Origin of the sequence: Treponema sp. SP13 (assembly GCF_050938355.1) — a bacterium.
GTDB lineage: Bacteria > Spirochaetota > Spirochaetia > Treponematales > Treponemataceae > Treponema_D > Treponema_D socranskii.
On sequence record NZ_JADOVM010000006.1, the window covers coordinates 146,897 to 170,100 of the forward strand.

18 protein-coding genes are annotated in these 23,204 nt (G+C 47.4%); 2 read left to right on the forward strand and 16 right to left on the reverse strand.

The features are described 5' to 3' along the window. Nucleotides 1-15: 15 nt before the first annotated feature. The 3 genes from IZU26_RS11555 to guaA all read right to left on the reverse strand — a co-directional run bounded on the left by IZU26_RS11555 (nt 16) and on the right by guaA (nt 4,452). On the reverse strand, nt 16-1,506 hold the full coding sequence (locus tag IZU26_RS11555) for a nicotinate phosphoribosyltransferase (protein WP_433279168.1): 1,491 nt from the start codon (nt 1,504-1,506) through the stop codon (nt 16-18). 170 nt (nt 1,507-1,676) lie between these two features. Then, nucleotides 1,677-2,204, reverse strand: coding sequence for an N-acetyltransferase family protein (locus IZU26_RS11560; protein WP_433279170.1), 528 nt, complete (start codon nt 2,202-2,204; stop codon nt 1,677-1,679). Nucleotides 2,205-2,595: 391 nt separating this feature from the next. Beyond that, a complete protein-coding gene (guaA, locus tag IZU26_RS11565) occupies nt 2,596-4,452 on the reverse strand; it encodes a glutamine-hydrolyzing GMP synthase (protein WP_433279172.1) in 1,857 nt (618 codons plus the stop codon). Between the two features lie 315 nt (nt 4,453-4,767). Between guaA and IZU26_RS11570 the strand changes: the two genes are divergently transcribed. Then, a complete protein-coding gene (locus tag IZU26_RS11570; RefSeq protein WP_433279174.1) occupies nt 4,768-5,031 on the forward strand; it encodes a DUF6290 family protein in 264 nt (87 codons plus the stop codon). After that, nucleotides 5,028-5,291 carry a type II toxin-antitoxin system RelE family toxin gene (locus tag IZU26_RS11575; RefSeq protein WP_038080887.1) on the forward strand — a complete coding sequence of 88 codons (264 nt, stop codon included), beginning with the start codon at nt 5,028-5,030 and terminating at the stop codon, nt 5,289-5,291. Before IZU26_RS11570 ends, IZU26_RS11575 begins: the two co-directional genes overlap by 4 nt. A 141-nt stretch (nt 5,292-5,432) precedes the next feature. Here the strand turns inward: IZU26_RS11575 and IZU26_RS11580 are convergent, their stop codons facing one another. The 13 genes from IZU26_RS11580 to IZU26_RS11640 all read right to left on the reverse strand — a co-directional run bounded on the left by IZU26_RS11580 (nt 5,433) and on the right by IZU26_RS11640 (nt 23,180). After that, nucleotides 5,433-6,887, reverse strand: coding sequence for an ATP-binding cassette domain-containing protein (locus IZU26_RS11580; RefSeq protein ID WP_433279176.1), 1,455 nt, complete (start codon nt 6,885-6,887; stop codon nt 5,433-5,435). Further along, nucleotides 6,884-7,690 carry a hypothetical protein gene (locus IZU26_RS11585; protein ID WP_021330148.1) on the reverse strand — a complete coding sequence of 269 codons (807 nt, stop codon included), beginning with the start codon at nt 7,688-7,690 and terminating at the stop codon, nt 6,884-6,886. Before IZU26_RS11585 ends, IZU26_RS11580 begins: the two co-directional genes overlap by 4 nt. Beyond that, entirely contained in the window at nt 7,674-8,558 is an 885-nt protein-coding gene (locus tag IZU26_RS11590; protein WP_021330150.1) for an ABC transporter permease subunit, read from the reverse strand. Before IZU26_RS11590 ends, IZU26_RS11585 begins: the two co-directional genes overlap by 17 nt. Before the next feature lie 8 nt (nt 8,559-8,566). Beyond that, nucleotides 8,567-10,159, reverse strand: coding sequence for an ABC transporter substrate-binding protein (locus tag IZU26_RS11595; RefSeq protein ID WP_433279179.1), 1,593 nt, complete (start codon nt 10,157-10,159; stop codon nt 8,567-8,569). Next, nucleotides 10,159-11,601, reverse strand: a complete 1,443-nt coding sequence (locus IZU26_RS11600) for a hypothetical protein (protein WP_433279181.1) — start codon at nt 11,599-11,601, stop codon at nt 10,159-10,161. The genes IZU26_RS11595 and IZU26_RS11600 overlap by 1 nt, the downstream gene beginning before the upstream one ends. Then, the gene (locus IZU26_RS11605; RefSeq protein WP_310823315.1) at nt 11,598-13,214 is read right to left on the reverse strand and encodes a formylglycine-generating enzyme family protein; all 1,617 of its coding nucleotides are present in this window, start codon (nt 13,212-13,214) and stop codon (nt 11,598-11,600) included. The genes IZU26_RS11600 and IZU26_RS11605 overlap by 4 nt, the downstream gene beginning before the upstream one ends. 324 nt (nt 13,215-13,538) lie before the next feature. Continuing rightward, entirely contained in the window at nt 13,539-15,158 is a 1,620-nt protein-coding gene (locus tag IZU26_RS11610; protein ID WP_433279183.1) for a CTP synthase, read from the reverse strand. 8 nt (nt 15,159-15,166) lie between these two features. Next, entirely contained in the window at nt 15,167-16,462 is a 1,296-nt protein-coding gene (locus IZU26_RS11615; RefSeq protein WP_433279185.1) for a YhjD/YihY/BrkB family envelope integrity protein, read from the reverse strand. A 26-nt stretch (nt 16,463-16,488) separates the two neighbouring features. Next, complete coding sequence (gene asnS, locus IZU26_RS11620) at nt 16,489-17,940, reverse strand: asparagine--tRNA ligase (protein WP_433279209.1); 1,452 nt, start codon at nt 17,938-17,940, stop codon at nt 16,489-16,491. 584 nt (nt 17,941-18,524) lie between these two features. Next, nucleotides 18,525-21,191, reverse strand: a complete 2,667-nt coding sequence (gene yidC / locus IZU26_RS11625) for a membrane protein insertase YidC (protein ID WP_433279187.1) — start codon at nt 21,189-21,191, stop codon at nt 18,525-18,527. Between the two features lie 127 nt (nt 21,192-21,318). Continuing rightward, entirely contained in the window at nt 21,319-21,624 is a 306-nt protein-coding gene (locus IZU26_RS11630; protein ID WP_433279189.1) for a hypothetical protein, read from the reverse strand. Next, on the reverse strand, nt 21,621-22,772 hold the full coding sequence (locus IZU26_RS11635; RefSeq protein WP_433279191.1) for an IS4 family transposase: 1,152 nt from the start codon (nt 22,770-22,772) through the stop codon (nt 21,621-21,623). The genes IZU26_RS11630 and IZU26_RS11635 overlap by 4 nt, the downstream gene beginning before the upstream one ends. A 138-nt stretch (nt 22,773-22,910) precedes the next feature. Then, complete coding sequence (locus IZU26_RS11640) at nt 22,911-23,180, reverse strand: hypothetical protein (protein ID WP_433279192.1); 270 nt, start codon at nt 23,178-23,180, stop codon at nt 22,911-22,913. Between the last annotated feature and the right edge of the window lie 24 nt (nt 23,181-23,204).

Below are 23,204 nucleotides of genomic sequence, written 5' to 3' on the forward strand. Positions count from 1 at the left end.
TTTCGGCGGCTTTTTTTATTCGCCGCGCGCGATATTGTCTTTGATAAAGTGCAGCTTCAAATCTTTGAGCTTTTCCGTTATGGACACTTTATAGATGTGAGGATTCAATAAGCGCTTATACGATTCGTCGAGCGTTTCAAGCTGCTCCTTCATCGTCTTCCGGCTTACCGCAAGCTGTTCGCTGTCGGGAATACGCGCTTTCGTACGCTTTCCGCCTTCGACTCGCTTTTTTAAAAGCGGCTCGACGCGGGAAGCCGTGAATACGAATTGGCGGTAGTCGATCATCGGGTGATAGTAGCGGTATTCTTTTCCTTTTTCGATTTTTTCTCCGTCGAGCGCGAGGATGTCGGCTTTTGCCATACCGCATTCGTCGTAGAGGCGAAACACGTTTTTTATGCCGGGGTTTGTCGTCTTCGCCGGATTGTCCGAAAACTTCATCGCGGGAATGAGTGCGTCCGTTTTTTCATCGCGCCTGGCGGCAAGTTTATACACGCCCGTAAACGACGATTCCTTTCCGCCGGTTACCATGTGCGTGCCGACGCCCCAGCTGTCGATCGGAACGCGCTCGGCGACAAGCGTCGAAATGATGTCTTCGGTGAGTTCGTTTGAAACGGAAATCTTCGCGTTCGGCAAACCCGCCGCATCGAGCGCTTTTCGCACTTCCGTCGAAAGATAGGAGATGTCGCCCGAATCGAGCCGTACGCCGAAATTATATCCTTTTGCGGCGAGTTCTTTGCCTGCGATGATCGCGTTTTTGATCCCCGATTTCAGCGTATCGTAAGTATCGATCAAAAAAACCGAATGCTCGGGATAGATTTTCGCGTACGCACGGAATGCTTCGAGCTCGGACGAAAACGACATGATCCACGAATGCGCCATCGTTCCCATGACGGGAATGCCGTATCGTTTTCCCGCGAGCGTATTCGACGTTCCCGCAGATCCTCCGATGTATGCCGCCCGCGATGCGCTCATCGCTCCGTCGGGGCCCTGTGCTCGGCGCAAACCGAATTCCATGAGACTGCCCTTATTCGATGCGAGCCATACGCGAGACGTTTTCGTCGCGATGAGGCTTTGAAAGTTGACGTAATTTAAAATCAATCCTTCGACGATCTGCGCTTCGATGAGATTTGCGTGGATTCGAATGAGCGGTTCCTGCGGAAAAATCACCGATCCTTCGTCCATCATGTAGACGTCTCCGCCGAACGAAAAATCCTTTAAATAATCGAGAAAACCTTTATCGAATATCTTTTGTTCGGCGAGGTACGCGATGTCGGCCTCTTCGAATCGGAACGACGTGAGAACGTCGAGCAGCGTTTCGTTTCCCGCGAGGACGGAAAAACCTCCCGCCCACGGCTGGCGCCTGAAAAACATATCGAAGACGACGGGACGGTTCATCTTTTCTTTCCAATAGCCCTGCGCCATCGTGAGTTCGTAAAAGTCGGTAAAGAGCGCGCTCGTGATGCCCCCGTTTTCAGACAGGGAAGATTTCGCTTCGGATTCTTTCATACAAATACCTCATTGATAAAAATCGATAATCGCGTATCCGCGATTTTTCAGAGAGGTTTTTTGCGCGCTTTGCCGGCATCCGTCTTACGCTGCATTCCCTGACAAGCCGTATTGTAATTGATTTACCGTATTTAGTCAAAATCAAAATCGGATGTGTATGTGATGCTGTTTTACAGCGCTTTCGTCATGATGATGCCGGCTGTTTTTACGCCGTCTTCGGCAAAAAAATTTTCGATGCGGCGGAGTTCCGAAAATCCGTTTTTTCGGTAGATATGCCGCGCGCCGCGCCACGCTTCGTTTACGAGAAGGAGCGCGGTTTTGACTTCCGGATTGCCGGATGAAAAGTGTTCGACCGATTGTGCAAAGAGTTTTTTACCGATGCCGCACCCGCGGTATTCGGGAAGCAATGCGAATGAACTCAAATAAAGTACGCTTCCCGCAGAGCGGTGCGAAGAGACCGGGTCGTGTTCGAGCGAAAACGCTTTATCGCTGTCGGGGATGCGTTCCCATTTTTCCGCGCTGAAATAGCCGCAAATCCTATGCCGCTCTACGTCTTCAAAGACGATAAAACAGTTTTCGCAGATTTCGATACGCGATAAAAATACGGCTTCGCTTTCACGAGTAGCGGCGTCAAAGGATACACTTTCGATATCCATAATCGCGCGGATGTCGGACGGTAATGCGGCACGGAATATCATACGATTATTGTAAGCGATTTTTAAGCGCGTGTACAGCCGTGCATACGCTTTATCACGGTTTGCGTCGCGCGGCTTTGCGCTTTAAAAAAACAAGAGGGAAAGATGTTCGGCAAAACGCCTACTTGCTCTTTCCCGCAATTCCGGATTTGCGGTCCGGCTCCGCATTATGAATCCCTCTTCCGGTTTCGCTTTTTACCGGGTTGCCAATGACGCGACTGCTTTCGGAACAAGCGCTTTAAAACATAAAACGTACGACAATAAAGATGCAATTCCGTACGGCATCGCGCATCGAAGCAGGAAAACCCTGCAAGGATTACTGTAAATATACAAACAATGAGCCGAAAAGTCAAGTACAAAATAATTCCTGCAAAAATAATTCCGCGCGTACCGATCATTCCCAGCCGAATGTCGCAGGCGGCTTATTCGTCGCGTCGTAGTAGACCGCATCGACAAAGGGGAGGGCGGCAATTTTTTGTACGATGCTCTCGAGTACATCCTGCGGCAAGTGTGCAAAGCGCGCGGTCATCACGTCTTCGCTGCATACGGGGCGGAGCACGAAGCTCGCGCGGTCGGGCGAGGACGCATAGGGCAAGTCGATCGTCAAATGCTGGAACACTTTATCGTACCATCCCGATTCGTAAAGCGCTTCGAGCGCGATGGCGTCCGCTTCGCGAAGCCGGTCGAGCCGCCCTTTATCGCAATAGCCTTTTTGCAGCGAAAGCTTTACGCCCGGCTTTCGGTAGAGGCGGATGAGCGTGCGGTTTATAAAAGAAGCCTTATTCGTGATGTAGGACGATGCCGCTTCGAGCGAATCCCAATCTTCGGGTGTGCTGTAAAAACCGTCTGCGAGCGTTTCGAATGAAAGCACTGCCGGAAAGCGGTAGGTGCGGAAATCTCCCTGCACGCCGACCGAACGCACCGGAAGCGCATATCGCGCCGTTAGGGTTTGTGAAAGCGGAATGTGCATCGCCTCTATTTCTTTTTCAGCGTTTTTAAAATCACTTTTGTCTTTTTCGCTCATCGTACCGTCCGAACACAATACGTTGATCGAAAGGCCGGGGCCGGGGAAGGGATGGCGGCGGATGAGGGAAGGGGCGAGACCGAGCCTTTTTCCGATGTTCCGCACTTCGTCTTTGTAAAGATTTTTCAGCGGTTCGATTATCAAGCCCTTTTCGATGAGCGATTGAATTCCTTCGACGCGGTTATGGTGCGTTTTGATGACGTTTGAATTTTTCGTCCCGCCCGATTCGATGATGTCGGGATAGAGCGTGCCTTGTGCGAGCATCCATGATTCCCCGTCCAAGTGCCTTTCGGCGACGATGGCGTCTCGAACGGCGATAAAGGTTTCTCCGACCGCAACGCGTTTTTTTTGCGGATCGACAAGGCCGCTCACGGCTTTCAAAAAACGCTCGCTCGCGTCTTCGACGATAAAATTGGTAAAGCCCGCCGCACGGTAGTGTTCGGCGACGGCTTTGCTTTCGTCTTTACGCATAAAGCCGTTATCGATATGCAGTCCAAGCACGCGATCCTGTCCGAGCGCTTTATTTAAAAGCGCAAAGGTGACGCTGCTGTCGACGCCTCCGCTTAAAAAAAGCAGCACGTTTTTATCTTCTGCTTCGCGTTGTATGTCGCCTATGATCATTTCCAAAACCGCTTTTTCATCCCAATTTTTTTCCATGCCGCAAAATCGAGCAAAGTTTTCGAACACTGCGTTTCCGCACGGCGTGTCGGCAACTTCGCAGTGAAACTGCAGACTGAAGCGCTTTTTTGCAAGGTTTTGCAAAGCTGCGTATTTACAGTTTTCCGTGCTGCCCGTTTTTTCAAATCCGTCCGCGATCTTTGTCACTTCATCTTGATGGCTCATCCATACTTGCATAGGAGATGCGATACCGGAAAAAAGCGGGGACACGGTGTGTGGATCGATCGTAAGATGCGCTATACCGAATTCTCCCGCCTCTCCTTTTTCCACTTTTCCGCCGTAATGCTGCGCCATGAGCTGGTGTCCGTAGCAGAGCCCCAAAATCGGAATGTCCGAATCCAAAATCGATTTGTTGAAGGCGGGGACATTCGCGTCGTACACCGAAGCGGGGCCTCCGCTTAAAACGATCCCCTTTGCCCCTTCGATTTCCGAAAGAGAAGCGGAGGGGAGGGCGATTTCGGAATAATAACCGAGGGCGCGGAAACGCTTTGCGATCAAGTGTGCGTATTGACTTCCGAAATCGAGAACGATGATTTTTGAGAGCGGCATAGTGTTTCCTGTCTATAAAAAATATTGTTTAAAATACGGCATTGCAAAAATATCGATTTTTCAAAAATGCGCCGACCGTTCGCTTATTATATCACAGTATCGCTTTTTTGTGCGCGCTCGCGTACACGCATTGTGAGAGCATTAGGACGGCATTTTTATGTTTTTGGAGAGTGCTTGACAAATACTAATAGTGTTGATAATATTATTAAAAATAACTTGTACTATCGTATCGGATGCAAGCTTTTAGGTATTTTAAAAGTTATCTCTAAAAACTGCAGTTTTTAGAGGTGCCCTGATGTTTTACGGGAGGTTTTTATGCAGAGTGTTCGAAAGAAAACTAAGACCAAAATTATGAGTTTCAGCATTACCGGTACCGTATTTGATGAAGTGGATGCTTATTGTAAAGAGCGCGGTTGTTCGCGCAGTTGGTTTATTAATAAGGCTGTCAGCAGCTTTATGAAAGACTGTTTGGAAAATAAGGCGGATTATGATGTCGCCATTGCCGCTTTGGAAAGATTTAAAAAGAGTAATGGAAAGACATATACAAGTGATGAACTCCGGAAGGAATTCGGATTGTGAGAGTTGTATATTCGGGAGATGCGAGAAAGCAGTTAAAAAAATTAGATAACTCGGTCAAGGTAAGGATTCTTGACTATATGGACGAGGTTTCGAAACTCGATGATCCGAGAGCCAGAGGCAAGGCTTTAGTCGGAAATTATATCGGCTTATGGCGCTATCGTGTTGGAGATTACAGAATCCTTTGTGATATAAAAAATGATGAGCTTTGTATTCTCGTTGTAGACGTCGGGCATAGGCGCGATGTTTATGAATACAAGTAATATGCTTGAACCTTTTAGAAAAAAAACTTACGTACACATATCTTTCGTCCGGCAATAAAAAAAACGCCCCGCGGGAGGCGGGACGTTTCAAAACGACGGTAGGCGCGCCTGCGATTTTACGCGGGGGCGCATAAGAGCCGTTTAATTTCCGGTGAACTGGCCGACCAGTTCGGGGAAATCGAAACTCTTTTCGACAAAGTAGCGGAGGTCGAAATCCTCATGCGTGACGATAACCAAAATCGTTGCGTGGACGGCGAGGTATTCGGAAATTGCCTGCATGACTTTGAGGCGCGTTTCGAAATCGATGTGCGCGAAGGGTTCGTCGAGCAGGAGGATATCCGGCTTTGCAGTGAGCGCACGTGCGATATCCATGCGCTTCATCTCTCCGGACGACAGCTGCTGCGGCCGCTCGTCGAGGTTTGCGCTCGTAAGGCCGACCTTTTCGAGGTTCTTTTCGAGCTCTTCGATCGTGCCGCCTTCGCTTGACGCGGAAATCTGTTTAAACGAATCGCGGATGCTCAAATCGGGGAAAAACGAAAAGCGCGAATCCTGCTGTACGACCGTCATACGGCGGCGGAACGGCTTAAATGCTTTCGGATCTCTTCCCGTTTCTTTCGGCTTTAAAGCGACCAAATCGGAACCTTCCATGAGGATCTGTCCTTTGGTACTGTCGAGCAGGCGAAGGATCGCCTTAATCGTCGTAGACTTTCCGCAGCCTGAAGGGCCGGTGAGTCCGTACACGGTCGAACGTTCGAATTTGAGGTTCAATCCCTTAAATGCGGTAAAGGTGCGCTCTCCGAAGATACCGCGCTTAAAATACGTTTGCGACACGTTTTTCAATTCGATCGCAGTTCCCGACGCACCTTTTTTCGCATCGGGCTTTTCGTAGCCTTCCATTTCGGGAAGCTCTTTCATCTGTTCGATGATGCCATCTTTGAGCATAAACGCTTTGTCGAGCGTGAGCCGTTTGATAAAGTCAAGATCGTGACTGACCATGAGGAAGGTTTTATCTTTCGGGCCGAGTATTTCGTTGTTCAAAAACGTGACGAAGTGTTTTCGGAGATTGCGGTCGAGGTTTACGGTCGGCTCGTCCAACAGGATGAGATTTCCTTTCCGCGACAAAAGAATCATGAGCGTGATGCGCTGCATTTCACCGCCCGAAATCTCGTCGGGATAGAGGCGCGCAAACGCTTCAAAATCGAGTGAAAAATATTTTGTGAGCCGCTCGACGATAACCGGCCGTTGTCCCGGAGCGAGCAGGGCAAGGTTTTGATCGAGGGTTAAAGCGGGGTTCATAACTTGGGCGGTTTCCGCCGGTATGAACATGAGTCCCGACTGTGCGATCTGAGACCATTCGCCGAAGCCGAGCTTGTGGTTGAAGTACGCGGGAATCCCGTTTACTTTCATGGCCCCTTCGAAGGTAAAAATCTTCGTAGAGAGGATTCCGGCGATGGATTTCAAAAACACCGATTTACCGGTACCCGTCGGTCCCATGATGACGGCGGAAGCATGCGATTCAAGCGAAAAGCTGCAGTTTTTGAGGAGCACGCGCTCACCGAGACGGATCGAAAAATTATCAAGCGAAATAGGTGTCATGCGTTTCCTCCCTCTTTTTCGTTCAGCACGATCAAAAAGGCGACGCTGATCGCGATGAGTATGGCGGACGGAATCCAAAAGAGGATCGGGTCGCCTCCTTCAAATAGCGCGTCTCGGTGCGCTGCGATGAGTGCGCCCGGACTCAAGTGAGCAGGGGTGCCGTAACTGCCGAAACCGAGCTGAATGATAAAACCGAACGAACAGTCGAGGACGAGCGTTTTCAGCAAAATGCCCGCCGCAACGCGGCGGAATGTACTGCGCATTAAGTCGGTCGTCATCAAAATGGCGAGAATGCGCATCTTCGGAAATCCGTACGAGCGGAACGACAAGCTGTATTTTCGGTTGTACAGATCGATGAGCGGGATCGCGATGCTGCGAACCGCTTCCGGCAGCGTCGTCACCGTTGCCGCGAGCACGAATACGATGAGCGACATCATCGTCGATGCCGCACTCGTATGGCGTGCGAGGTAGCCCGATACCGGAGCGTAGCAAAAGAGCGCTACGAGGATCGCCGGAATCGATTCCACCGCATTGAGGATATTTGCGAAACTTCGCCCGACGTGCATATTCAATACGCTTATGTAGCCGAGTATAAAGCTCAGCAACATCGCGAAAAGCACAGTCGCCGCAAGCGTAATCGACAGCTCTTTAAACGACGAAACGAGCGACGTAAAATAACCGGAGTCGACGATCCTTTGCGGTGCGAAACCTGCAAAATACGACGGCGAAAGCCACGAAAGTGCGAGAGGCGATATCAAAACGACGATGCACAGTATTTTAAGAACATTAAATAGCTTTTTCATACCACCTCGGATAAATCAGGAATAGAATGGTCTTTACCAAAAATGCTACGACCGCGTTGACGCACAAAAGGATAAACACCGACGCTACAAGCAAATCGGTGTTCGTAGCAAGCAGCGCATCGAGCAGCGTACTGCCGAGTCCGGGAAATGAAAATACGATTTCCGCGATCGTAACTCCTCCGATGATCGCCGGCACTTTACCCGCAAGGTAAGGGATAAAGCGCGGCAGACTCGAAGAAAAAAGATAGCCCGAATAGGTTTCCGGCAGCGGAAAAAATCGTCCCAAATTACGGCCGAGCGTTGAAAACACGACCGCGTGAGTCGAATTGACCTGTCTGAGCATATCGGCTTTGAGAAAGTTCGTCGCATCCCACGAAAGCCCTCCGAGCACAACGGTGATAAGCGCGATGATGATAAACGGGGCGTCGCTTCCGAACGCATTCGCCAGCACCCAAAAGCCGACGAACAGCGGCACCGCAGCGAGAACGGACGTGACCAAGCCCAAAAATCCTCCGAAGCGTTCGGCTCCGGCGGATTCGTGGTGCTCGGACATATACTGTCCCGTTACGGTGTACGCGGAAGAGGCAAGGGCGATGACGGTCAAAATAAAGAGCGCGAGCAGCGTCAGCGGTAAAGTGACGGCCGCTCCCGATGCGATAATCTGACCTGAGCTGAAACCGGGATGTGCAATGGAAAAATCTTCCGAGCCCGAAATAAGCAGCAAAAACGACCGTGCCGCTTCGGCATAGCTTTCAAGCGGCGCGCCGATCGAAAGCAGATAAAATGCCGAAAGCACGAGTGTTCCCGCCACGGCAAATACGATGCCGTGGATGATGAATTCTCGGATCAAAAAGCGTAGAAAACGCATAGCACTCCCTATTTAATTTTCCAATTTTCGGCTGAAAGGAACGGATTGTCCGTAGCGATCGCAACGTTGTCTAAACCGCGGGAGTATACGTCTTTTTCCAGCGAGCACAAGTACAGCGCAGGCGAAAGTTCGCAGAGGCGCTTGTCTATCTGAAGCGTCAGATCGATCCAGTTTGCGGTAACGATCTCTTTTTCCCACGCGTCAAACAGACTATTCAATTTGCTGTCCGCGATTCCGGTGACGTTTTTCGAACCGTTCGAGCGGTACCAGTCGCCCAAGCTCGAATAGAGGTTATCAAAGCCTTCGCAGTACATGAGCGCGAGTTCGAATGATTTTTCGGTATGTACCATGCGATCGAAAACTCTGTCGCCGGTGCGCTTGGCTTCAACGTTCAAGCCGATTTCGGCAAGCTGCTTGACGATGCCGCTCGCCATTTTGGCACCGAATTCGCCCATAGAGTCGGGGTAGAGGAGGATCGCGTTTTGGCCTGAAACGCCGCCGGAAGAAGCGAGGCTCTTTGCTTTGTTAAGGTCGTAAGCAAGGAATGTCGGCATCGGCTTGTCGACGTATTCGGGAATATTCGCCGAAAAGAGGTTCGACGGGAAGGGACCGTAGTTTAAGATGACGCCCGATTTTTGATCGGTGATCGACGGAATAAGCACTTCGCGGTCGAGCGCCATTGCCATAGCCTGGCGTCCGTCGGCGTTCGGGAAGAGTTTCGTATTGATCGCGACTTCGTAGAACGCGTACGGGATGTACGAATTGATATCGACGTTCGGAATCTTCGCGACTTCGGCTCTGTCCATCGGGTTCGTTTCGAGGATGACATTGACGCGGCCTTTGCGCATTTCGTTCATGCGGATAATCGGGTCGATGACGCGCTTCATGACGAGGCTCGACGTCTGCGGCTTCGATTTAAAATAGGTGCCGTTCGCATCGAAGGTAACCCATTTGCCGATTTCCCACGTCGCAAGTTTAAAGGGGCCCGTTCCGACAGGTTCGGTTGCGAATTTACGTTCGTTTTCGCCCGCACGCATATTGACTTGCATATTCTGTCCGTTATATTTCGACGGAACGATTTTAAACGTGAGCACGGGATATGCGCGGAATTCCGGTATCGGATTGATGAATTCGACCTTTACCGTTCTGTCGTTTTCGGCGGTAACGCTTTTAATAAACGACATAAGATAGTCGCGCTTCGGAGAATTGTTCGCTTCGTCCGTATACGCGGCAAACGAATAGACGACGTCGTCCGAAGTGACGGGATTGCCGTCATGCCATTTTACGTCGTTGAGGGTAACCGTATACGTTTTTTTGTCTGTGGGATTTTGCACGATGCTTTCGGCAAGTGCGAGATCCGAGTAAAGCGAACCGCTGGTTTTATCGACTTCAAAGTTGACCAAACCGTCGAACAAGAGTTCGGCAGCGTTCAAGCCCGACGTATTTTGCTCAAGTACGGGGTTCAAAGAATCCGGCAGCGTCGACACGGCGATGACCGCGCCTTTCGGCTGAGCTCTCCACACGATAAACGCGCCCGCCGATATCAGTACGATAAGCGCGATGATAATAACGGCAATAATGCCTTTTTTGTTGATCTTCATTAACGCATCCTCACAATGAATGAACTGTAGACGACGACTTCGCCTTCATAGTCGGGCGTTTTGCCCTTTTGTATTTCAAAAAAGTATTTGTTGCTCGTCAACTGTCCGCCTGCGTTGAGAACCGGCCATGAGTTTCCGATTTTTGCGTTGCGGTTGACGAGGTCTTTCATATTGTTTTTTTCGATGAGCCGGCCGCTCTTTGTGTTTTCCGCAAAGACACGGACGGTACGGTTATCCTTCAGCGTGACGACGAGGTCGTTCATCTGTCCGCGCGGAATGGAAACCATGCCCCACCAGTATTCGTTGCCTTTTGCGTTTTTCGCGCTGAACTTCGCCGGGCGGCTCCTTTTGCTTTCAGCCGTCGAGCGCGGATCGGGATTGAACAGACCGATCATGAGCGGGAAGACGACTTTGCCGCGGCTTGCAATTTCCTGCGCGGTGCGGATTTCGGCGTTGACTTGAGCGATCTTCGATTCGAGATCTTTTTTCTGCGCGTTTATATCGTCGATAATATCCTGGCCGATATCGTTCGGATATTTTGCCGCAAATGCGAGCAAATCCTGGTACGTCGCTTCGATATTCGTTTGAACCGACTGATAGTGGGCGAGAATCGCTTCGAGCGGCATCTTGCCGTTTTCGCCTGCGTTTTCGGGTGTGCGTGCGAATTCTTCGTCGATGTGCGTTTTATATTCGTATGCGCGTGCGCGGATGGCAGAAGCGCGTTCGATCGCCAAATCCTGACGCGTCTTTTTAAACGCGCGGATATTTGCGGAAACGCCTGCGGTTTTTGCGACGCCTGCATTGTTTGCCGCAGAATCGATTTCTTTTTCGGCACTTGCATAAGAGGCGAGTACGGAATCGTAGGCTGCGATTTTTTCTTCAAAATCCGGAGTTGAGCGGACTTTTTCGATTTGACTGTTGAGTGCGGAACTCTTTGCGAACAGAGCGCTTACGACATCGGTTTCTTTGTTCGCCTGCGTCAGCTCATCGGTGTTTCCGTATATTTTTACTGCGGACGCATAGAGTTTTTTCGCTTGAGTGATTTTTCCCGCGGCAACCAAACCGTCGATGCGTTTTGCCGAAAGAGAAGCGCCTTTTTCGGAGACGTCCGACTGAAGTTTGAGAGCGGGATCGAGCGAGCCGAATTTGTCAAGCGCCGTATTGCAGGCCGCAAGCAATTTCGCTTCGTTTTTCGTCGAATCGGTGCTTGCAAGTGCATCCGTTCCGGCTTTATATGCGGCGACATAGTTGAGATATTGCTTTTTTACTTTTTCATCTTTTATTTCGTTCCAATACGGAGCGGCCGCTTCGGGTTCGCGGTCGTTCCACGCTTTGACACCGGCAGCGATTGCCCTGTCATCGGGATTTTCTTTGCCTCCCGTAGCGCAGGAAATAAGCATAACGGCAAAAATTGCCGAAACGATAAGCGCGTATTTTTTCATTCGGAAACCTCCTTAACTAAGCGGAAGCCGACATCGGCGTATCCGTTTTGACTGTTGATATTGCGGAAATTTGAAATGCGTAATTCGGTCGGGCCGTCCATCCATGATCCGCCTTTGACGGTGCGAAGATTTGTCTCTCCTTCGATGCCGTGGCTCGACGATGTCCACTCGGCGACGTTGCCTGACATATCGACGAGACCCCATGCGTTGTTGCCGTTTTCGAACGAACCTACGGGAGAAGTCTTTGTAAATTTACCGTTGCCTTTGTAATTCGCCCGTTTTCCGTCCGTCGGATTTTCATCTCCCCACGGATAGATGATGTCGGCACCGGCGCGGGCGGCTTTTTCCCATTCTTCTTCGGTCGGAAGTCGATAGGTAAACCCTGTCTGCTCGGAGAGCCATGCAGCATAGGCTTCGGCGTCGCTGTAGCTGACGGCGACGACCGGCTGTTTTCCTTGATTGTAATCGGGATTGTCGAAATAATCGGGGGCGCTTTCGGCTCTCGTCGTGTGGAGAAAGGCCGCATAGCGCGCATTCGTGACCGGCGTCACGTCGATAGCGTACGAAACGGTCGAAACCGTGTGTGCGGCTTCTTTTTTCTGTGCGCGGGTATCCTGCGGAACGGCTCCCGCATTGAATTCACCCTCGGGAACGACGACCGACGGAAATGCCGCGTTGATGTCGTCGAAACGGACATAGTGCGCATCAGCGATCGTTTGGGCATCGAGCTTTTTCAAAACGGCGGACGACGGAACGGACTTAGCCAATGCGGTCTGCACGGTAAGCGTTACCGCCCTGTTCCGAAAGTTTTCATCGGCGGGAAAAGCGACGGAGATCGTACCGAGTGCGTCGGCTTTGATCAGCGTGCGAACGTCGGCGACTTCGCCGGCATCTGTCGGAAGATCCGCCGCTTCCCACGTAACGGTGACCGGAAGTCCGCCGGCCGCATTGCCGGAAGTATCGGCGACCTTAATCGAAAATTTCGTAGATGCATTGACGATGCCGTCTTTTACCGAAAACGTAAAGCCGAGGTTTTTTGTGACATCGGTGCACAGCGCTTCGGCTCTGCGCGAAAGCAGTTCCGTACCGTCGGGCACGGCCGAAAGCAGTTCCGTTTCGCCTTCATCGACCAATTTTTCAAGGATTGCGACAGCTCCGGAAAGCTTGTCGGCGGGATTTTTTTTGCTCTTGCTTGTAGCGAGACGCGCGCTCAAATCGGCGCGAAGCGCATCGGTATAGAGTTTTTCTTTTTTGTCCCAATCGACGATTTTCATCCGGTAGGTGACAGCCGGCGGTTCATTCTTTTTGGATTGCGAATAGGGTTTGATGTCGGTGATACGGGCTTTGACCGACGCATCGCTTACCTGTACCCTCGGCGCTTTCGGATTTACGGAGCGAAGCGCGGCGGTCAACGCACTTTCGACGAGGTCGCGTTTTCCCGCGAACTCCGCTTCCGCTGCTGTAGCTCCTTTACCATAACCGTAATAATAACCTTCTTCCTGTTTGACCAGTTCGGGTTCCGCCTTTTTGGCAAAAGCCGACCAGTTTGTCAAAACAAAAAAAACGGAAACCAAAAGAATCGCGAGGCGATTCCGTTTCATTGATGTACTCATACTTGCATCTCCTAAAATTTATTATATTGTATATAATAAATTTAAAACAACTGTTCCACGCTCCGTCGTTTTTAGTATGTCTATGCTGCGATTCGTTGTCGCAGCAGCAGGCTAATAAAAAGCGAAGCGCATAAAGCATAGCATACGGTTTTGAGTAAGTCAATATTTGCGAGAGCGGATTTCGCAGCAGACATTACCGAATACCGTACGTTTGTATAACAACATTCAATCGCGAAGGTTATACGCGATATCGTACTGATTTTAAAATTGTTTTTTATTCTTTTTTATTATAATAATAAATTATATTTAATTAATAATTATTAATTATTTTTGCGTTTTATTTTTTACCGAATACTCGCATGCGGCTTTAATAAATTCGCGAAAGAGCGGACCCGCGCGGTTCGGGCGGCTTTTGAACTCCGGGTGAAACTGCACGCCGACCATCCACGGGTGATCGGGAGCTTCGCATATTTCCACTAAATCACGTTCGGGGTTTACGCCCGAAATGATGAGACCCGCTTGTATCAATCTGTCGCGGTAGGCGTTATTGAATTCGTAGCGATGGCGATGGCGCTCCCAAATCGTTTTGGCGCCGTACGCTTTTTCGGCGAGCGTACCCGGCTTTATTTTGCATTCGTATTTTCCGAGCCGCAGCGTCCCCCCGAGTATTTTTCCGTTTTGGTCGGGCATTAAATCGATGACGGGATCGCTTGTCGTTTTGTCCATCTCCGAAGAGTTCGCGTCTTTTAAGCCGAGTACGTTTCTCGCATATTCGATGACTTGAATCTGCATGCCGAGGCAGATGCCGAAGTAGGGCACTTTGTGAGTGCGCGCGTACTTCGCGGCGTAGACCATGCCTTCGATGCCGCGTCCGCCGAAGCCGCCGGGGATGATGATGCCGTCGGCCGCTTTTAAGTGCGCGAGGGCGATTTTGTCGTCGGGGAGTTTTTCCGCACCGATCCAATCGATCGTAACGTCCGCTTCGTTGTGGATGCCGCCGTGTACGAGCGATTCCGCGACGGAAAGGTATGCGTCGTGCAGTTCGACGTATTTTCCGACGAGCGCTATCGTCACTTTGCGTTTCGGGTTGTTGAATTTATCGACCATCTTTTGCCAATCGGCGAGATCGGGGGGCGTGTTTTTAAGGGCGAGCGCTTCGCACACCGCGTTTCCGAGCCCTTCGTGTTCCATTTGAAGCGGCACTTCGTAGATGGATCTCGCGGTGAGATTTTGTATAACGTGATTCGTGTCGACATTGCAAAAAGAGGCAAGCCGTTCGCGGGTTCCCGTATCGATCGGCTCTTCGGTTCGGAGCATAATGATGTCGGGCTGGATGCCGAGCTCCTGCAGCTCTTTTACCGAATGCTGTGTCGGCTTCGTTTTGAGCTCCTGCGATTTTTTCATGTAGGGCACGAGCGTCAAGTGGATGTAGCAGCAGTTTTCTTCGCCGACTTTGTATTTCATCTGACGGATCGCTTCCATAAACGGCAGCGATTCTATGTCGCCGACGGTACCTCCGATTTCCGTAATGATGACGTCGGCATTTGTTTCCGCCGTCGAAAGCATCATACGGCGGAGGATCTCTTCGGTGATGTTCGGAATGACTTGCACCGTTCCGCCGTGAAATCCGCCTTCGCGCTCTTTGTTTAAAACGGCGAGGTAGACGCGGCCTGCAGTCGTATTCGACGATTGGGAAAGAGAAGCGTCGGTAAAGCGCTCGTAGTGCCCCAAGTCGAGGTCGGTTTCGGCTCCGTCGTCGGTGACGAAAACTTCGCCGTGCTGGTAGGGATTCATCGTTCCCGGATCGATGTTCAAATACGGGTCGAATTTTTGATTGACGACTTTGTATCCTCGGCTTTTTAAGATGAGCCCGATAGATGCCGCAGCGATGCCTTTGCCGAGTCCCGAAACGACTCCGCCGGTGATGAATATATACTTAGCCATTTTTATCATTATAGCAGGAAAGTTTCCGTTCGTCCATAAACGCGCGAAACATATTCGGATATGTGCGACAGCGCTTTTTCCGCCGTTTTGTGATTTATTTCAAGAAGGCTTCGGAACTCTTCGGCGGAAATTTTCATCAGCTTGCAGTCGGTTTCCGCTTTCGCTTCCGACGTGCGCAGTTGGTCGAGTATGCACGTCTCTTCGCCGAAAAACGAGCCCGTGTCGCAGTACGAAAGGTTTCCGTTTCTGTTGATGAGTACCGCACCGCTGACGACGTAGTACGAATCGTCGGAGCGCTCGTTCTTTGCGTAGATGATCGAACCCGCGGTATAGTTTTCGACGTTGTCGTCGTTCATAATCGCCGACGGCGTGATAAAGAGTATGCGCTTTACGATCGAATTGAGTTTTGTGTCGTCGCGGTCGGGTAAGAGGTATAATTCGCTTAAAACGAGCGGATCGAAAAACTGCACGATATATACCACTTGCGCGAAGATAAAAAACAGCGTAAAGAAGATATACGTTTGGAAGAGGAAAATCATAAGTCCGCCGAGCACGCCGTAGATGATATTGTAGTTTGCCATGTTGAGAAATTCGTTTGTCAATTTTGCCGCCGTAAAAAACGAAAGCGTACACAGTGAGGAACAGAATGCGCAGAGTTTTACGTTCGGTTTCGTTTCCGACGCATAGCGGTAGGCGAGCAGTACGATGACAAATATGAGGGCGAATTCGGATACGGTGATGACAACGGGCGAAAGAACGAGGAGCGGCGGAAGTTCGACCGGCAGAGCGACGAACGGAAACAGCGTAAAAAGATTTCGAAGCGCGAAGAGCAGCAATATGATGAGCGTCGCTATGACGATGAGCGCAAGCTCTCCGATGACGATGAGCGCATGGTTGAAAATCGCGCGGGTTTTTATTTTTTTATGAAAGATACGGCGCATGCCCTGCATAACCGCGGCGAAGGATTTTCTCGCCATCAGCACGATAAAAAGTACAAGTACGAATTCGATCCGGCCGAAGGTTTTTACTTTCAGTATACCGTCGATAAAGGATTCGGCGTCGAACATCGTTTTGTATTCGGAAACGCGCGATAAAACCGAATCGATGATTTCCGGCGACGCGTGGATGATGCGCACGAGGACGGCGAGTACCGTCATGACGATCGGGATAAACGAAAAGAGAAAACCGAAAGCGCAGGAAGCTGCGCACGTATAGAGATTGTTCCGCGCGTAAAACGACGCCGTCAAATAGATGAGCTGACCGACCGTATTTTTTGCCGAGCGTTTTTTATGCCGCCGTTTCATCAACGCTTGTAATTATAGCGCGCTTTTTAAAAATCCGCCAGCTTCGGCGCGCGCGGGTAGGGGATAACGTCGCGGAGGTTCGACATACCGGTAACGTAGCGGAGGAGGCGCTCGAATCCGAGTCCGAAACCCGAATGCGGTACCGTGCCGAACCTCCGCAAGTCGAGATACCACGTATAATTCGACATGTCCATATTGCGCTCGTTACATGCAGCCAGCAGTTTGTCGTAATTTTCTTCGCGCTCGCTTCCGCCGATTATTTCGCCGATGCCCGGAACGAGGACGTCGAGGGCTTTGACCGTTTTGCCGTCGTCGTTTTGTTTCATATAAAACGCTTTGATCGCTTTCGGATAATTGTAAACCATGACGGGGCATTTGTAGATTTGCTCGGTGAGGTAGCGCTCGTGTTCGGTTTGAATGTCGCAGCCCCAAAACGGTTTGTATTCGAATTTATCGGCATGTTTTTCGAGCGCTTCGATCGCTTCGGTGTACGAAATCCGCTTAAACGGCGTTTCGGCGACGTATTCGAGCATCGCGATGAGGCCGTTTTGAATGCGTTTGTCGAAAAACTCCAAATCGCTTCGGCACTTTTCAAGCGCCCAGCGCAAAAGGTATTGGATAAAACTTTCGGCCAAATCCATATCGTCATCCAAATCGAAAAAGGCCATTTCGGGTTCTATCATCCAAAATTCGGACAAGTGCCGCGGAGTATTCGAATTTTCTGCGCGGAACGTCGGTCCGAATGTGTACACGCGCGAAAGGGCGGTCGCAAGCGTTTCCGCTTCGAGCTGACCGCTCACCGTGAGGCTCGCTTTTTTGCCGAAAAAGTCTTTCGAATAATCTACGAGGGATGAAGCGCTTTCGGCCTTTTTGCCGGCATTCCCCGCTTTGACACCGATCTCCGCGATCTTTTCGAGCGACAGCGTCGTCACTTGAAACATTTCGCCCGCGCCTTCGGCGTCGCTGCACGTGATGATCGGCGCATTGATATATTGGAATCCGTTTTCTTGAAAAAACGAGTGAACGGCGAAAGCCATCTGATTGCGCATGCGGAACACCGCACCGAAAGTATTCGTGCGCGCTCTGAGGTGAGCGTTTTCGCGGAGATATTCCATAGACATTTTATTTTTTTGAAGCGGATAGGCGTCGCTCGGACATTCTCCGAGAACGATAAGCTTTTCGAGCGTCACTTCGACGGCCTGTCCCGACGCGGGCGAAGGGACGAGGAGCCCTTCGGCGCGCACCGAAGCGCCGGTATTCGCTTTTGCGAGATTTTCTTCTATCGCTTTGACGTCGGCTCCGGCGGAAGGGGACGTACGGTCGAAAGTCAGCTGGATCGATGCAAACGAGCTGCCGTCGTTTACTTGAATGAAGACGAGATTTTTCGAATCGCGCACGGTTCTCACCCAGCCGCACACGGTGACGGCTTTTCCGTCGGGCTTTGATGCAAGCAGATCTTTTATGAGCGTCGGTTTCATGCGTACGATTGTAGCGATTTTATACGCTTTGAGCAATGTGCCGCATTCGGTCAGATTTTTACGTGATGTGGCTTTTACAAGGTTTTTGCACGATGCTGCGTGTGCGACCGTCGAAAAAGTAAGCACTCTTGCGGCAGCCCCTATGATTGAAGACGGATCGTCTTTTGAGGATGTGCAGTAAACGAGAGGAATTTTGCGGTTTTCAAACTCGTCTAAAACCGGTTTAAATACGTTCCAATATTGCTTGCCTTTGCAGTAAATTACATAAGGTTTAAACGAAGAATCCGACAAAGAAGCGTTTCCTTTTTTTCCTGAAAAAAATCATCTTTATCTTTATGATTGCGGTTTTGGACAAAAAATAGAGAGTAGCAACGGCCCCGATAAGTATGGAAAAAAGCATGCTTCCCGTTCCGGGATCTATGTACAAGGGTAAAAAAATCATTTTTTCTTTTCTCCTATTCTTTTTGTCCAATTTGCGGTATCGAATATATTGTCTTGTACCGTATACCACCAGTCGGAAAGAATGCGTAATGCCACAACACAGTTAAATTCATTTTCTGTTATCTCAAAAAATCTCCATAATTTTATTTTTGATATGACTGCCAATTTTCATCTTTAAATATATCGTCTTTAACTCTATACCAAGAATCCTTGTCGACAGTAAAAAGATATTTACTCCTAGTATGATGAGGCATGAACAAATCATCAGTTGTAACAAGAACACCGTCTTTTTTTGCATCTGAAGATATTTTATTGTGAGTAAAAGGATTTATCGGATTTTCTACAACATCTTTTAAAAGAAACTCGATTGTATCTGCATTCGTCATGAATGTTCTGTCGATTTTTAACTTTCCTGTAGAATTAAAATCTTTTACGAGGAAAAGTGGATTTAGATGATCCTTTGGATAGCCGTTTACATCTGGGACGTCATAATCTTTGGTACGCCTTGCTCCATAGCCAATTCCGTGATCTGCAACTATTACAATCTTAGTATTATCGTATACATCATTTTCTTTTAATGAAGAAAACCATCTTCCCAATGCTTCAAGAGAAACAACGTCTATTGCATAACAACTATCTTCTTTTGTTTTTATGGAAAGAGTTTTTTCGTCAGTTAAGTTCATATAAGAAATATCTTGACCTGTATGTGTTGTTTCATTTGTCATAACGATTAAATTATCTTTTTCGTTTGAAAAATCAGTAATCTGAGGCAAGTAATGAAGAATCGCATACCAATCGACAAATAAATCTACGTCACTAATAGCCTCATTCGCCCACCATGAACCTTTGTAATATACGACAGGTCTGATAATTGCAGGCGAAGTTCTAAATAGACTCACCCAAAAAAGATTTCGTTTTAACCCATCTGAAAGAGTTCCTGTTTTTGCGGAACCCAAAAATTGTTTTTTAAAATCTCCTGTATATCTTCCGCGCAATTTATAACCTTGGATATTTTCTTTCCCGTCAAAAAGTCTCATATCAGAGTCATAACTATAATTTGCAAAAGATATGTCTGTTAGGGTTGCATTGAAATTTGCTTGTTTTGTCAGAATTGTTGGCAAAACAAGCAATGCTTCGTTGTGTTTATTTTTTAAGGATTCTATTGAACGTTTATTCATCTCATCCGGTGTATATTCATAACCACCGTAGAGTGCAGGAGAACCCATTAAAGTGTGCCCATTGCATGATAAAGCATTTCTATAGAAAGTAAATCCGCTGTAAATATCATATAATTCTGGTCTGTCATGCAAAATATCTTCAAAATAAGAACTTTCCGCTCTATCTAACATTACAAGTACGATATTTTTACCTGTTTTTGAAAAATGAAATTTTGCAGATAAATCGCTTTTTATTTCAGCCTTTCCACTTTTTGAAGCAACGATTTTTGAATATTCATTGTAAGCTTTTTTTATTTTTGTGATATTTATTGTTGAAAGAGTAACAAAAGAAAAGAGTGCAATTAAAATCAAAGAATTTACAATTTGTATTTTTTTTAATTTGAATAGAAAGATGATTACGGCAGTAATCAACAGTATAACTGCCACATTTGCAAGTATAAATAGATTTGTCTGACTGCGTATTCCGCCTATAAATTTTAAAGTTATATCCATTGAGCCATAATTACCGTTAAAGGCAAAGGTATTTACGACTGCACAAGAAAGCCCAATCGCAAAAAAACATGCCATGAGCGACTGAAACTTTTTTCCAAAAAGAAAATAAATACAAGCAGGCCAAAATAAGAAAAACCCCGCCGCCTGCCAAAATGACCAGTTAAAATATATTGTAGGCGAAGCCAGCTTTCCTACATTTGAAAATTCTTGAGTTGAAGAAGAGACCAAAGAAGAAGGTAAAACAAGACCCGTCAAAACTGTAAGTGCAAGACTTGAAAATAAAAACAGATTCAATCGAAGCTTTTTATTTTCTACAAGAGTTGAAAGAGGGTAAGACAAGAACCATTTTATAAGTTTTAAATACAACGGTATCGGCAAAATCATTAGCATAGGAATTACCGCTTTTAAACGCTTTTGCATGCTTGCTCCGCCGTCGTAAATAAAAAGTACATAAACTGCAATAAAAAGAATTCCTGCCACAGCGCAATAATAAAGAACTTTTAAAGGACTTTTTAATTTATAGAAGATGTTTTTTACAAGAGAAAAAACATTGTTCATCGTCCAATAGAGAACGAGTCCTGCGGGACTTGAATACAATATTACGAGGAAAACCAGTGCCATTCCGTAAATCTGAATTTTTTCTTTGATATGGAAACCTTTTGTATATATTGCTCCGGCAATTATGTTTATAACAGTCATCGCTATAGGAAGAATATTTATTGGAAAGTTTCCTATACGGAAAATTGCATCTTGGCTTCCCATATCCGCGATAAATAAGAAAGATTCTCCCTGCAATGCAGGCATCTTAGAAAGACAGGAATACGCTGCCATAAAAAAAGGAATCTGTATTAAAAGACCAAAACTTGAACGCAAGGCCATAAGCGGATGATAGTGATTCTGACGGTAAAACGTGCTTAAGATCATGTATTGCTCATCGCCAGAAAATGTCTTTTTTATGCGATCTATGCCTGGCTTTAACTTTTTTTGAACGTCTCTTTCAATTTGCTGCCAGTGCTCTGCAACTATGTACAATGGAAGACACAATATGGTTACCGTAAAACTTACGCCAATAACTGCGATGCCAGTGTTATCAAAAAGTTTGTCAAAAATTCGGAAAGCGATTTCAATTACTTGAACCAATGGATATAAAACAAGTGTATACAAAATATTTGAGAAAGACATATATGTTTAAAATCTCCAAAAAATGTTAAATATTGTAACACAATAATCGGTTTTCTTCAACATTGCGCATTGCATCACACGGAAATCAAGTTTTGCCCAAAAGCGGTAACAATGCCTGAGGATTCATAAGCGCGCGGAACATAATGCCGTTCAACGCCAGCTTCGATTGTGTCTCACGCTTATGTATGCGGATTATGTTAAGCGCACATTTGTGCAGCATATTGAGATTCTGCTGTATGTTCTTACTCTGCACCCTGCACCTGTCCTCGTCAAAATGGACATCCAACAGCCAATGCATCGATTCTACCGACCATTCCTCTCTTGCATGATGTAATAACTCTTGTGCTCGTAACGCTTTACTTGAAATCACTACTGTCCAATATAAAATCATGCCCATAGCTCCTGTTGAAAATCATTAGGATGGTAAACAGCGGGTGGCGGGCTTCCGGCAAACCATTCAAATAAGTCCTTTCGTTCAAAGAGGCAGACTTTTAATTCCGACATAAAGTTTGTAAAGTTTTTGCCTCTATATATGCACAGCTGCCGCAGTTTCATGTACAGACGATACACAGTCAGCGCAATCCAGATTTGTGTTTTTACGGCATTTTCTGTCCGGCCGAAAAACTTCTTGATTCGCAGATTCTGCTTTATCGTCTTGAAAAATATTTCGATGTTCCATCTGGCCCGATACATCCCGGCGATATATCCGGCGCTCAGATTGAATATGTTTGTTAAAATCGTAATTTCCTTTCCTGTTTTCTCATCAACGGATTTTATGACTCGCAGAGGAAACGGACATTTCCTGCCTGTCTGCATACCGGTAAATTCGATCGTCCGGTCAAACGTTATGTGCTTATTCCTGCTTTCGTGTTCCTCAATGACACGGTACTGTGCGTTTTCCTTTAATCTTGTAACAAAAAAGATTTTATCACGGCAAAAATCCCCGAAAACCGCGTAATTGCAGTAGCCTTTATCGAATGTGACCGTACATCCTTTGGCGATATTCATTTTTTTCAGCGTGTTATTTTCATGTTCGTTTGCATTTGTTATGAAAAGATATTCCGGCAGACTGTTATTGATGTCATAGGTAAGATGGATTTTGACACCGCTTTTTGTGCTTCTGAAAGTCGCCCATGGAAAATCATGCAGATTCAGGCTCAGCTCTGTCGCATCGATTCCGTAGAAATCCTTTCTGAATTTCTTGCGTCCATTCCGGTCAAGGGCTGACGAGAGTGAATAAAACAGCTTCTCGAACACTTCGGGTTTTCTGGTATTATTTGCATACGAAATTGTCGCGCGCTTCACGTCTTTTTGAACTCCCAGATGATACAGGCAGGTTTTATTTGAGTTCAGCGAGTTTTCCAGGCTTCGAAGTCCGTGCGGATTTGCTATCTGTGCATAAGCCATAGTTACAAACTGCTGCCATGCGGAAAAGCCTTTGCAGTGCTTGTCAGCTCCTGTCGCTTTTACGCATTTTTCAAATCCAGATCTCTCTAGTAAAGATAGCAACTGTCCGAGTTTTGTGTTATATTTATTCATGTCTGTAATTCCTTATGTGATATTGTTTTGTGCGCTAACTTAACTATATCACGAATTACAGACTTTAAATAGTATCTAATTTATCTTGGACAGTAGTGTGCGTAAATATAAAAACAAGCCATGGAGTAAAAAACGGAGTTACATTTGCAAAATCAAGCGGAATAAAACCATTTTTTTTAAGAAACATAGAAAAAGTGATATGGTCCCAAAGTGGAAAACTTTTGCAGTTTTTTTAGAATAAATACATCTTATATTTTTATATTCAACCTTTGTTTTTGCATTTTTTGGAATATAAATTGCAATTTCATCTTTTGAGATAAGCTTGTCGAGATTTTTACATATTTCAAAAGCAAAGCGCTCTATGCCAGTTAAACTTCGGCACAGAAAAGAACCGTTAATCACTATCATGTTTTTATTCCTAGGTTATTTTTT

Excerpts from the sequence above, each read along its gene's own strand:
- IZU26_RS11555 (WP_433279168.1), bottom strand. The coding sequence starts at position 1,506 with ATGAAAGAATCCGAAGCGAAATCTTCCCTGTCTGAAAACGGGGGCATC.
- IZU26_RS11560 (WP_433279170.1), bottom strand. The coding sequence starts at position 2,204 with ATGATATTCCGTGCCGCATTACCGTCCGACATCCGCGCGATTATGGAT.
- guaA (WP_433279172.1), bottom strand. The coding sequence starts at position 4,452 with ATGCCGCTCTCAAAAATCATCGTTCTCGATTTCGGAAGTCAATACGCA.
- IZU26_RS11570 (WP_433279174.1), top strand. The coding sequence starts at position 4,768 with ATGCAGAGTGTTCGAAAGAAAACTAAGACCAAAATTATGAGTTTCAGC.
- IZU26_RS11580 (WP_433279176.1), bottom strand. The coding sequence starts at position 6,887 with ATGACACCTATTTCGCTTGATAATTTTTCGATCCGTCTCGGTGAGCGC.
- IZU26_RS11585 (WP_021330148.1), bottom strand. The coding sequence starts at position 7,690 with ATGAAAAAGCTATTTAATGTTCTTAAAATACTGTGCATCGTCGTTTTG.
- IZU26_RS11590 (WP_021330150.1), bottom strand. The coding sequence starts at position 8,558 with ATGCGTTTTCTACGCTTTTTGATCCGAGAATTCATCATCCACGGCATC.
- IZU26_RS11595 (WP_433279179.1), bottom strand. The coding sequence starts at position 10,159 with ATGAAGATCAACAAAAAAGGCATTATTGCCGTTATTATCATCGCGCTT.
- IZU26_RS11600 (WP_433279181.1), bottom strand. The coding sequence starts at position 11,601 with ATGAAAAAATACGCGCTTATCGTTTCGGCAATTTTTGCCGTTATGCTT.
- IZU26_RS11605 (WP_310823315.1), bottom strand. The coding sequence starts at position 13,214 with ATGAGTACATCAATGAAACGGAATCGCCTCGCGATTCTTTTGGTTTCC.
- IZU26_RS11610 (WP_433279183.1), bottom strand. The coding sequence starts at position 15,158 with ATGGCTAAGTATATATTCATCACCGGCGGAGTCGTTTCGGGACTCGGC.
- IZU26_RS11615 (WP_433279185.1), bottom strand. The coding sequence starts at position 16,462 with ATGAAACGGCGGCATAAAAAACGCTCGGCAAAAAATACGGTCGGTCAG.
- asnS (WP_433279209.1), bottom strand. The coding sequence starts at position 17,940 with ATGAAACCGACGCTCATAAAAGATCTGCTTGCATCAAAGCCCGACGGA.
- IZU26_RS11630 (WP_433279189.1), bottom strand. The coding sequence starts at position 21,624 with ATGATTTTATATTGGACAGTAGTGATTTCAAGTAAAGCGTTACGAGCA.
- IZU26_RS11635 (WP_433279191.1), bottom strand. The coding sequence starts at position 22,772 with ATGAATAAATATAACACAAAACTCGGACAGTTGCTATCTTTACTAGAG.
- IZU26_RS11640 (WP_433279192.1), bottom strand. The coding sequence starts at position 23,180 with ATGATAGTGATTAACGGTTCTTTTCTGTGCCGAAGTTTAACTGGCATA.